At 45.2% G+C, this 12,401-nt stretch carries 8 protein-coding genes and 1 pseudogene; all 9 read right to left on the bottom strand.

Annotated features, from left to right (window positions below):
- Positions 1-772: 772 nt before the first annotated feature.
- The 9 genes and pseudogenes from efp to BKN38_RS05450 all read right to left on the bottom strand — a co-directional run bounded on the left by efp (position 773) and on the right by BKN38_RS05450 (position 12,334).
- Entirely contained in the window at positions 773-1,336 is a 564-nt protein-coding gene (gene efp, locus BKN38_RS05405) for an elongation factor P (protein ID WP_066456484.1), read from the bottom strand.
- Between the two features lie 77 nt (positions 1,337-1,413).
- Positions 1,414-2,199, bottom strand: coding sequence for a hypothetical protein (locus BKN38_RS05410; protein WP_066456481.1), 786 nt, complete (start codon positions 2,197-2,199; stop codon positions 1,414-1,416).
- 186 nt (positions 2,200-2,385) lie between these two features.
- A complete protein-coding gene (locus BKN38_RS05415) occupies positions 2,386-3,612 on the bottom strand; it encodes a hypothetical protein (RefSeq protein ID WP_066456479.1) in 1,227 nt (408 codons plus the stop codon).
- Between the two features lie 319 nt (positions 3,613-3,931).
- Entirely contained in the window at positions 3,932-4,855 is a 924-nt protein-coding gene (locus BKN38_RS05420) for a class II fructose-bisphosphate aldolase (protein WP_066456476.1), read from the bottom strand.
- A gap of 319 nt (positions 4,856-5,174) precedes the next feature.
- Positions 5,175-6,059: a peptidyl-prolyl cis-trans isomerase gene (locus tag BKN38_RS05425; RefSeq protein ID WP_066456472.1), complete on the bottom strand. Its 885-nt coding sequence runs from the start codon at positions 6,057-6,059 to the stop codon at positions 5,175-5,177.
- Between the two features lie 234 nt (positions 6,060-6,293).
- Positions 6,294-6,419, bottom strand: a pseudogene (locus tag BKN38_RS12275) (CMP-N-acetylneuraminic acid synthetase); the annotation flags it as partial.
- A gap of 1,092 nt (positions 6,420-7,511) precedes the next feature.
- Positions 7,512-8,465 (bottom strand): cytidylyltransferase domain-containing protein, encoded by a 954-nt coding sequence (locus BKN38_RS11865; protein WP_371113556.1) that lies wholly within the window; start codon positions 8,463-8,465, stop codon positions 7,512-7,514.
- 642 nt (positions 8,466-9,107) lie between these two features.
- A complete protein-coding gene (gene flgH / locus BKN38_RS05440) occupies positions 9,108-9,905 on the bottom strand; it encodes a flagellar basal body L-ring protein FlgH (RefSeq protein WP_082942589.1) in 798 nt (265 codons plus the stop codon).
- Between the two features lie 206 nt (positions 9,906-10,111).
- On the bottom strand, positions 10,112-12,334 hold the full coding sequence (locus BKN38_RS05450) for a hypothetical protein (protein ID WP_066456463.1): 2,223 nt from the start codon (positions 12,332-12,334) through the stop codon (positions 10,112-10,114).
- Positions 12,335-12,401: the final 67 nt, after the last annotated feature.

The raw sequence follows: 12,401 nt of genomic DNA on the forward strand, positions 1-12,401 counted from the left end.
GAGCGGGCGGACTTCTCGACGACTTGCTCTATATCGTGTGGGTCTATGCCTGTGGATGCGTAGGCTTTGGATTCTGTGATGTATTTTGTTTTGCTATCTTTGGCGCAGCTTGTGAGGGATAGGGAAAGGATAAATAATAATGCGGTGGATAAAGCTCATGGATAATAGAGATAATGGAGTTTGGATTCTGGGTAGTTGCATGAGGATGCCTTTGTGTGGGGATTATTTGAGATTTTAGTTTTAAAATAAAGGCGGTATTGTAGCATAATTTGGGGTAGCAGTGTTTATGGCTGCGGAAAATAAAGTGTATTTTATAGTTTAGATTGTCCTGCTGCGCTTGCAATGGTAGAAATGACTTTTGGATTCTGCAAAAGATTTAAAATCTCACAAGGCTGGTTCTTAGAATCCTAGCAAAGCGCGTGTGTAAAATCATTTCGCAATCTGTGGGCGATAGTCTCGCAAAGCCAATGCGTGAAATTGCCTCGCAAATCTGCGAGTGTGGTTGTTTAGCTGCAGAATCTAATCAGTGGCAAATCTCGCGAGGTTGGCGCTGTGCTAGCTTGCAAAAAGTGGGTTTGCCTTTTATCGCTCATTTCAGTCTTTTTACTCGCCGATTCCAGCTTTTTACCACCCATTCAATCTTTTTATTCGCTAGCCTTAGCCCTTTTTATCACTTATTTTGGCCTTTTTATCCCTATTTACACCCTTGCCTTATTTCTACTTTTATGACTCACCCCAGCTTTTTTGTCGCCTATTCCAGCCCTTTTGTCGCTTATTTTGCCTTCTCGACATATTCGCCGGTTTCGGTATTTACGCGGATGACTTCGCCCTCTAGCACATGGAAAGGTATCTGCACCACTGCACCCGTTTCTAGCGTGGCTGGTTTTTTGCCAGCAGAGGAGGTGTCGCCTTTGAAGTTTGGCGGTGTTTCGGTGATTTTTAGCTCTACGATTTGTGGCGCGCTCACAGAAATCGCCTTGTTGTTATGCAAAAGCACTTGCACGCCCATGCCATCGAGAATCCACTTCGCCGCATCGCCCACTTGATCCTCGTTCAAAGCGATTTGTTCATAAGTGTCATTATCCATGAATTGATAATAATCGCCATCGTGGTAGAGGTATTGCATCGGCTTTTCTACGATGTTTGGCTCTTCGCATTTATCACCGGCGTGGAAGGTTTTCTCTATCACCTTGCCATCCAAAAACGACTTGATTTTCGCGCGCACAAACGCCGCGCCTTTGCCCGGTTTGACATGTTGGTATTCTACGATTTTATAAGGTATGCCATCGATTTCTATTTTTAGCCCCTTTTTTAGCTCGCTCATGCTGATTGCCATAGATTCTCCTTAAGTTTTGTTTGGAAGCGCGCATTATAGCAAAAATGTCGCGCCAATGCAAAACGCCTCGAAAACGCTTAATGCAAAAATATAGCCGCCAAAATCACAGAAACTCTAAGCGAAAGCATAAGCGAGTGCTGCATCCCCACCTGCGGGATGAAATCCGCCCTATACCCAAGCGAAGCAAAAGCCGGAAAACTAGGCAAAAGCAGCACGCCCATATCGACATATCCGCCAGCATCCCTGCCTTTGGTATCTATCGCAGCACCTGCACCCGCATACAGGCTAACAATCTGATAGCCATCTCTGCTACTAAGCGCGGCTGGGTGATAGTAGCCCTCAATCCCTGCTCGCACATTGTGATAGCGGCGCTGCAGCCCTAGCTCGCCGCGTATCTTGAAGCCAAAGCCAGAGGAGTCGCTGGATTTTGGCAAGCCTAAAAATCCAGCATCTGCGGCGAGCCTAACATCTTGGGTGTTGTATGCTCTATATGGCGTTTGGCTGCTAGTGGCATAGCCTACTTCTAGCCCTACAAACATAAGTTTATTGTTGATGTCATGCCAGTCTTTGGCGTTGTTGCTTAGGTAGCGCGATGTGGAAAATAGCTTTTTGGCGGGTTGTGGCTGGGATTGCGAGGTGGGTTGGGATTGTAGGGTGGGTTGCGCTGGTTGCTGCAAAATCTGCTGTGTAGTTGGCTGCATGGTTTGCTGCGGGGTTTGGTAGATATTTTGTGATGCGTGGGCTTGCGGATTTATCGCAGTATTTGCATTTGGTTCAGCATAGGCAAATCCAAATACTAGCGATACTAGCGATGACACCAAAAAATGCTTCGCCAAAAAATATTTCAAAAAGCGCCAACTCATGGTAAATCCTCCGATAAATCCTTTTGGCGGATTTTGGGATTGCAAAGCGAATTTATATAGATTGCATGGGCTATATCGATTAGAGCGCGGCTAGATTTGGCATTTGCGCTAGATTCTGCACTTTATGCGTGGGATTAGTTTTGTTTGGAAGCGTGCATTATAGCAAAATATCGTGCCAATGCAAAACTAAAACTCAACATTCTTATCCACAGACCTGGCAATCGCAGGAATAAGCATAAATGACATAATAATTGAATGCTGCATTCCTGTCTGCGGGAAAAAATCCGCCCTATATCCAATCGAGATGGGTATAATAGAAGTAGAAAAAAGCAGTAAGCCTGCATCGACATATCCGCCGCCATGTTCCACAACCTTATCACTCACTTTATCACTCACTTTCACAAAGCCCCCACCTACATAGAAGCTAGCTTTCTGCACACCTTTTTTGTTGCTAAATATGGCTGGGTGATAGTAGCCCTGCAGCCCAACTCGCACACTAAACAAGGTGCCTGTCCATTTCCATCCATACTCGGTGCGTAGCTTTAAGCCAAAGCCAGAGGACTCATCGGACATCGGCAAGCCGAAAAATCCAAAATCTAAAACTACTCCCATATCTTCTGCATCGTGAGGCATATCGCGTGTTTGGATACCAGCAGTGAGGCCCAATTCCATCCCTGCAAGCATGGAGGCATTGGTGAATTTATGTAATTCTTTAGCTTCGTCGCTTAGATAGCGCTTGAAAAATGGCTTTTTGGCAGGTTTCATCGCGGTTTGAGATTGCTCATCTTGCGTGGATTGCTCATCTTGTGTGGATTGTGTATTGCTCGCGCTATAGGCCCCATATTTTTCTACATAATCTTTATCCAAAATCTTAGAGATGACTTCTTCATGATCCCACACGACAAGCCCGGTTTTGAGATCTGTCAGCACAAACAAAAACAAATAATCCGCGCGCACTTTATCGCCGATTTGCTTTAGTGATTTGGTGATTTTGCCGCTTAGCGAGTATTGTGGGGCGATGAGTGTGCCAGCTTGTGACCTGCTGTTTTGGCTGTAGTTGTTATTGAGCGTCCTTACGCTATTTATCGCAGAATCCGCATTTGCGCCGCTTCCTACAAATGCGTTGGTAAGGGTGAATTTTTTGCTTGGGCGAAGCGCGCGCACGAGTGCTCGTGATAAAAATTCTGTGTCGATGTATTCTTGGTTTTGGTTTATGATGTCAGAGATGGCTAGGGGGCTTTTGCCTTTTATGGCTTTGGTAAAATCGGATTCTAGCAGTGCTTGCGCGGATTTTTTGACGACATTGTTTATGTCGTGATAGTCGATGCCAAAGGAGGTAAAATCCTCAGAATCTACTACATATTTTGGCTTGCTAGCACAGGCGACAAGCCCGAGTGCTAGGAGTATCGCCAAAACATATTACAAAAAGCGCCAACTCATGGTAAATCCTCTGATGAATCCTCCGAATAAATCCTTTTGGGCGGATTTTGGGATTGCGGAGCGAATTTGCTAGATTGCGCGGGTTTAGAGGCAAGGCTAGATTCTCGCTGTTGTGCTAGATTCTATACTTTTACGCGCTTTTGTTTTGAAGCTAGAATCTAGCTTTGCGTTAGGATTCTAGCTACTGCACGATTTGGAGCCAGAATCTAAACGCGCTAGATTCCACGCCTTTTGCAAATGCACTTTTTCAAGTTCAAGCCTTTTGCAAACGCCCTTTAGCAGAATCCAGCCCTTATGCCTTCCCAGCCGAGCCTAGCACTTGCATGCGCTCTACCATCACCTTTTGCATCGCCTGCATTCCGGGCGCGAAAAATTTACGCAAATCAAACTGCGTAGGATCCTCATTTGCCACGCGGCGCACTTCCGCCATAAAAGCGATACGCAAATCTGTGTCAGTATTTACCTTGTTTATCCCGCCTTTGACTGCTTCTTGGAGGAATTCAAAAGGCACGCCCTTGCTACCTTTGAGATCGCCACCTGTGGCTAGAAACGCCTCGCGCACATATTGTGGTATTGCACTTGCGCCATGCAAAACTAGCGGGATGTTGGTGCGGCGTTTGACTTCTTGCAGTCGCGCAAAATCAAGCTTTGGCTCGCCTTTGAACTTAAACGCCCCATGGCTTGTGCCAATAGCGGGTGCAAGATAATCAACCTTTGTCTCTTTGACAAACTCCTCTGCCTCATCTGGATTGACTAGCACGGCGTCTTTTTCATCGACTGAAATATTATCCTCTATCCCCATAAGCCGCCCCAGCTCCGCCTCTACGCTCACACCTTTGCTATGCGCGTATTGCACGACTTCTTTAGTCATGGCGACATTTTCTTCAAATGGATGATGTGAAGCATCAATCATCACCGAAGTAAAGCCCGCATCAATCGCCTTTTTGCAAGACTCAAAACTTGTGCCATGATCAAGGTTAAGTGCTACTGGGATTTGCGGGTAGCGTTTGCTTAGGATTTGCACCAGCCCCACTGCCATATCTATCCCCATGTATTTTATAGCACCTTCGCTTGCTTGCACGATGATGGGCGAGTTTGCCTCAAGCGCGGCGTTAAAGATAGCGTTTAGCATTTCAAAATTCACAAAGTTAAACGCGCCGACGCCATAGCCCTCTTTGTGAGCTTTTAGCAAAATTTCACTGCCACTTACTAGCATATAGCCTCCTTAGAATTGGTGTAAGATGTAAATGCAGAATCTAGAATCCAAAAATAAGAAACTAAGAATCCAGAATCAAAAATCCAAAAAAAGAATCCAAAATGCAAAATCTCTATTTTAGATTCTAGATTCTAGGCTCTCTATTTTAAAATCTTGATTTTAGATTATTGATTTTAGATTTTCGATTTTAGATTCTTGATTTAAATTTTAGCGCAGCGACACCAAGCCGCCACGCTAGCGATATTTAGCGCTTGATATTTAAGCACTATTTAAACGCCAAAAGTGCCAAATTCAAAAGAATCACTTCAGATTATTCAGATTATATAGAAAGCTTGACATTAGCCTTCGCGCGCAAGCTTTCAACCTTTTGCTTCATCTCTTGATTTACTTTTTGCTCGCCTAGCATATTCATAAGCGGCTGTTTGATTTTATCAAATGGATATTCATTTGCCTTGCTTATGACATAAATCACATGATAGCCATAGTCTGTTTTCACCGGCGTTTTGGAAAATGTGCCCTCACTCATAGAAAATGCCGCATTGGAAAATGGTTCTACCATTTGCTCGCGCTCAAACATTCCCAAATCACCGCCATTTTGCGCTTGTTTGTTGCCCGGGTCTATCGTGCGTTTATTAGCAAGGTCGATGAAAACTTTTTCGACATTGCCTTTTGGCGTTTTGTTTAGCTCATCGATGATTTTTTTGGCTTCGGATTCTGTTTTCACCACGATATGGCGCGCATGCACATTTGGCTTGTTGAAGTCTGCTTTGTGAGAGTCATAATACGCGCGCGCGTCTTGCTCGGTGACATTTACCTTGCTAGCGATGTTGCGTATCTCTGTCTGCGCCCATGCTTGCACTAGCAGGCGGTCTTTGATGTTTTTGGTGATTTTGTTGAAAGCTTGTGTAAATTCTGGCGTCGTGTCGATTTTGGCGCGTTGGGCTTCTTTGGCGATGATGATGTTATCTATCGCTTGATTTACTAGCTCTTTTTGCTGGTCTTTGTTTAGCTTGTTGAAGTCAAAGTTCGGGTCCTGTGCCTTTATCTCTTCAAATGTCTCTTCAGTGATTTGTGTGCCATCGACGGTGGCTAGAACTTTCGCATACAGCGCGTTTGCGCTCAAAACTCCTGCTATCAGCGATATGCCAAGCAGCTTGCTTAGTGCGCCTGCCTTGCTTTGTGTGCTATTTTGTGTGCGTTTCATGATGTCTCCTAGTGAATGTATTTTGCCAAAAGTTTCGCAAGTGGGTATTTTATCGCCTTTTTGTAAATTTAAAATTTTTTATCCGATAAAGCGCGCGAGTTCTTTTGCTTTGCTGCCTATGGGAAGGGTGGCGAGGGTAGCGCTCATCTGCGCGCGGCGGGCGGGCGTGAGGGCGGCTATAGATTCTAGTAGGCTAGAATCTAGATTTGCCATCATCATGCCTTGTGTGCGCGCAAAGGCGAGCGATTGGAGGATTTGGTTTGGCGCGATTGGGAGTATTATCGTGGGGAGTGCGCTTAGGGCTAGCTCATAGAGCGTCTGCCCGCCCGCACTTATAGCGATGTCGCACTCTCTCATGAGCGCGGCTAGCTCTCTTGGCGAAAGTGCGCCATCGGCGATATGGAGGTGGAAGTTTTGCGCGAGGGTGAAATCTTGTTTTGTGGATTCTAGCGCGTTTTTGTGTGAATCGTGTGGGCTTGTGTGGCGGGCGGATTCTAGGATTTGTTTGATTGTTTGGATTTTTTCATTTGTCTCACTGGCACCGAGCGTGATAAGGATGTGCTCTATTTTTGCGCGCGTGGTGGTGCGATTATAGCGGAAAATAGAGGGGGCGAGGCTGTATTCTGCACCGATGAAAAAATGCGTGCCTTCTGTGTCTTTTGGTTTTGTGTTTGCAGAATCTAAACTTGCAAAATCTTGAAATTTAGATTCTGCGCCAAGCGCTGGATTTAGCAGGAAAAGTGGCGCGTTTGTGGTGTGAAGATTTTTAGCCCATGTCGGAATCTGCGCGCTATCATCAAATATGAGGCAGGGCAAATGCCTATCAAGCGCGCTTTGTATAAGGCGCGGCGGAAAATCATAGCTATCAAAAATAATATGCGTAGAATCCGCGACAATCGAGGCAAAAATATCCGCCTCGCGCCAATCAAGCGCGCTAAATAAAGCATCTAGCCTAGAATCTTTGGCGATGCGCTGAATCCTAGAATCTAGAGGGTTTGGCGTGGGTTTTGCACGCTTTAGATTCTGCGTAGAGTTTGTGTGTGGTGGGTTTTGCAAGGATTCTGCATGCGCTGGATTTAGTGTGAGTTTTTGCGCGATGTTATCGTTCGCATCACTTGCATTGTAAAATCTCACACAAATCGCGCGCCCAAATTCTGTGTGCGTGGATTTTGCATCGCTAGAATTTAGGCTTTTAGATTCTGCGCTGGATGCTATATTTTTAGATTCTGCACGCCCAGATTCCGCGCGCTCAAACTCTGTATTTTTAGATTCTATACTCTCAAGCTCTGCGCCCTCAAACTCCACGCTTTTGGATTCTGCATTTTGTGCGTTTGCCAGCAGCTCCACTAGGCGAAGACAGCGCATGATATGCCCCCCACCCGCCGCATTTCCCCACTGCGTGCAAACACTGATGATTATAGATTCTGCTTTTTTCATGGCGGCTTTTGGATTCTAGCTTTTCGCCTCGCGTTTATTTTGCAAAAGCTGATATTTCATCTCCGCCAGCGCCCAATCATCGAGCGTATCGATGTCTTGGACTTCAAGCGCGCTCAACTCTATCGCGCAAGAATGCGGCGCAAATATCGCAAGCCCCGCATTCCACGCGCGCACAAAGCCCCAATAAAACTGCCCCGCATCATGAAACACCGCCTCCAAATCCTGCGAGCGCGCATCATAGAGGCTCGGGAAAAGCATGCTCGGCGCGCTATTTTTGAGATGAAAGCTGCGATAGGGATTGTAATCATACGCCACCGCGCCAAAGGCAAATGATTTGTGCGGGGTAGTCAGCAGCGCCTCTAGTGCGCGCGAAAGCGAAGCGGCGCAAAGCAGCGGCGCAGTGGGATATATCACGCATAAAAGATCAGAATCTAAAAGTGGTGCGTGTTTTGCTGGTATGGTGGAATCTAAAAAATGCGCGCGTGTGGCTGGTGTGGTGGCTGGCGTGGCAGAATCTAGTGCGGCTTGGCTGGTAGAATCCAAAAGGCGCGCGGTTTGTGTGTTTTGCGTGGTTTGGGATTCTGGTGCGTGGCTGGTGGCGTTTTGGTTTGTAGTGGATTCTCGCGTGGATTTTGAAATAGATTTTGCGCTAGAATCTAGATTTTCTAGGCTTTGATTTAGTGCTAAATCCGCGCGCGTATTTAGTGCATTTAGCGCGTGTATCGCATGTTGCGCCACGGCGATGGTGGGCGTGAAATCATCACTAAGCGCTGCTGGGCGCAAAAAAGGCACACTCGCGCCAAAATCCCGCGCCACCTGCGCTATCTGCTCGCTATCCGTGCTTACGATGACTTCATCAAACAGCCCAGAATCCAGCGCGGTGCGGATAGAATAGGCGATTATGGGCTCGCCACAAAAGGGCTTGATGTTTTTGAGCGGGATGCGCTTGGAGCCGCCGCGCGCTGGGATGAGGCAGACTTTGCGCGGGGCGGATTGAGTGGCGGGGGATTGGCTGGGAGTGGTTTGGATATTGGCAGATTGCATGTTTTGGGTGGCTTTATTAGTTTGAATGGCTTGGCTTGGCTTGTTAGTTTGGTTTGTTTGACCGACTTTGTTAGTTTGCATAGTTTGAATAGTTTGGCTGGGCTTGTCGGTTTGGCTGATTTGGGTAGATTGGCTAGTTTTGCTGGCTTTGTTGGTTTGGCTGGTTTTGCTGGCATGGTTAGGTGGATTCTGGCGCGACAAGTTATCATCACCTGCTGGATTCTCGTTAGCTAGATTCTCGCTTGATAAATTTTCGCACGCTAGAATCTTATCGCCAGCTTTTTTGCGCGCCAGATTCTCACCAGATAGGCTTTTGTTAGGCATATTTTCGCCTAGAATCTCACTAGGCAAACTCTTATTATGTAGATTCTCGCCGCCTAAATTCCCTTCAGATAGATTCCCCCTTGATAGATTCTCGCTCGATAGACTCCCCCTAGGCAGATTCTCGCGCACCGCGCGCGCCTTATTGGATAAATCGCGCGATTTTTCGCTGTGCGCTCTACTCATTCCAGCCCGCTCCAGCCCTCTAGCCCTCTAGCCATTTTAACCACTCCAGCCACTTACAGCCTAGAATGGATACTCATCTTCGAGTGCCTGCGCGGCGGGCTTTTTGTGGTTGGTTTGCCCGATAGCGCCTAGGCTTGTGTAGGCGATTTTGGAGTCGGAGATGTATTTGGATGAGATGGTGTTGTTGCGCTCGATGTCATAGGGGCGGATGACGCCGCTTATCGTGACGAGGCGCTTTTCGCCATCTATCAGCACTTCGCTGTGCCCATACACGAAGTAGTTGCCATTTTCGAGCACTTTTAGGATCCTGCCGGTGATGGAAAATCGCAGCGCGTCGTTGCGGCTTTGTTGCCCGCTGCCTTTGAATGTCGAGTTGTCGTTTGGCTTGGTTAGCGTGTAGTTGGTTTGGTCGTTTAGCTCGCGCGTGGCAAGGGCCGTCTCTGGATTCTCGCCATTGTAGGCGAGGTTTGGCGGGTTGGTGACGCCTTGGGATGTTTTGGTGTAGTCTTTGGAGCTTGAAAGGCTGGCGTTGGAGCTTTCATCGATGTTTATGGTGATGAGGTCGTTTGGACGCATCGCGCGCCTATCGGCAAAAAGCGGGCGCTCACCCTGCCCAAAAAGACTGCCTGCTTGCGCGGGTGCAGGCAAAAACTCCTTGCTAGGCATCTCCTCGACATAATCAGGCGGGTTGAAATCAATCTGTGGATCATAAGCCAGCGCACTAGTGGTGATGAGGCTAGAGAAAATGCCGGCAAAAAGCGCGGTAAATGATAAGCGCTTGGGCTTGGCGATTTTGGTGTAGCTGGTGCTCTTGGTGCAGTCGGCGTTTTTGATGTGGCTGGCGTGCTTTGAAATCATGATATGTCCTTATATCTTTGGGATGTCCTTAAATGCCTTTGAGAGTTTAAAGCAAAAGCTATTCCTAAAAGATATTTGGGCGTATTGTGATTTTACGCTAGAATCTTGCGGCGCGTGGATTTTTAAAAGCGCAATGGAAGCTGATTATGGTCAAGGTCGCCTATTGTTTTTCTTTGGGCTTATTTGGTCTAGATTCTAGCTTATATTTATTGATCTGTTTTGGCTTTGCATGCGCTTTTGAGACATTTCACATACTCACAAATGCATGTCATAAATCCTATAAACGACATCACGCCCAAAGCAGTCACTGGCGACATGTATCTATCAAAGACTATTGGTGAAAAAGCTGCAATAAAAAACGCGCTAAAAAATCCAGCAAATCCAACGCTAAAGCTAAAAACAAACAGCGCTTGTAAATAAGACATTTGCGATAACTTTTCTTTTTTCACACACAAAAGCACAAGGCTAAAAACCATCACTAAGGCATTTGTAACCACGCCTACAATATGATTTAATGTCAATTTATGCTCAAATAAAAATGTATATATTTTTTCTTGCAGTGGCGTGAAGGTTATGCTGCGCTCGGATTCTGGAAATGGCGCAGTAGAAGCCACATGATAAGGATGCGTGGGTTTTATTTGCATATTTTTAGCGTCAAAAATATAGCCAGGATTTTGTATCCACATAGCTTTGATAAAGTCAAATTCTAATTTTAAAAAATTTTTGGGATATTTTAATGCCGCCTTTGCTAGCTCACTACTTAATCCTTTTAGTTTCTCCATCTTAAATGGGCGTTCGTCATGATAGTACCAATGCACATTCATAGGATCCGCATTTAGCGGATATTTATAAAACACCTTTTTAACATCTTCCCATGTTTTACCCTCTGCATACCACTCGGCTTTAAAACAGCTAGAATCATCCGCGGGCACGCAGGCACCGGCGATTTTATGTAAAATCATATGATTTGTGGCATATGCTTTGCCCATCGTCAATACTTTTGGCACGACAATAACCACACTCAGACATAGCACGGCGCTTGCGACAAGTAAAATAAAATAATGATACAAAAAGCCTTTTTGACTAAGTTTTGCACTAGAATCTAATTTGTTTTGTGTGGATTTTTGGCTGATATTATACGCCGCCACGCTTTTGTTTTGGAAATTTCCACCCCTCAAAAATAAATAACAAATAGTAAAAAATGCAGGATACACACTAAAAATCGCATTGTGCCGCCAAAGGATGGCAAAAAACATCACTATCCACACAAGCACCCATAGTGCCTTGCGCCATTTTGGATGAGAATCTAGTGGTGCTAAAATCAAAAATAAAAGCATGCTATAAAGACAAAAAAGCATCATGGGCAGGGCAAAGCCATGATATTGCACGAAGTTTTGAAAATAAATATTGCCAATAAATAGCGGAAATAATGCTAAAAGCGCAAATTTACTCCTAAAATGGATGTATAATCCGCATACCAAAAATGCCAAGCCAGCATAAAAAGGCACGAGGTTAAAAAGAAATAAATAACATAGATGTTTGCCAAAGATAAAATATAAAAATTCTAGCACATAAGATATAAACACAGGATGCCAATTGTTTTTTAATAATTCTATGGAACTATAAGTATCGCCAATCACATGAAAACCCGGAAATCCAAGCCAAAATTGGAATGCAAATAGCGCGGTTATTAGCAATAAGCTAAAAGTCAAAAATATCTTGTCGCCCGCACCAAGCGCTTTTGCTGTATTTGATGCGCTGGATTCTGCGGCGTCTCTACTAGATAGCGCCACTTTTGGCGGCAACAAACTTGCATATAGCTTAAACGCCCTTATCGCCAAAGGCAGCGCAAAAATAATAAAAAGCAATGCAAAAAGCCGCCCTGCAATATCCCACAAAAATTCCCATAAAAAATGGCATTTATATGTAAGCGCACCAAGCTTTAAAGCCCCAGAATCTGGCGGTGCTATATATTGCGCCGATTCAAATTTTACGCGCCTATTATCAACCCTTAGATTCTCTAAAAGTGCAGAATCTATGATATTCTCCCACTCAAAAGCCAGTGCTTCAGCTTCTGAAAAATCTATTTGGGGGCTAAAAATATTATTTTTAAATTTTAGCTTGGCAGTGTAGGAATATTTTTTGTCACTTTTCGATGAGCCTTTGTTGGAGTCAGCAGCATCTGTAAAATCCGCCGCTAGATTCTGCCCACCAGCCTTGCCTTCTAGCTCTTTAGATTCTGCCTTATCGCTGATTTCCTCCATAGATTCTAGGTAAAATACCGCCTCAAAACTCCTATCATGCGCATACCATTTCAGCGACAAAAACGCCACGCATAATACCGCAGCGATAGCGCACAAAATCCACGCGACTATCTTTTGCCATTTAGCTAGCCTAAATACTTCTAGTGATTTTAAAAAATCAAACATAATGCTCTCCAAAAAATATTTTTATGATTAAAAAATTTGTATTATATCAAAATTTGGCGCTAAAAAT

Source organism: Helicobacter sp. CLO-3, from assembly GCF_001854545.1.
Lineage (GTDB): Bacteria > Campylobacterota > Campylobacteria > Campylobacterales > Helicobacteraceae > Helicobacter_B.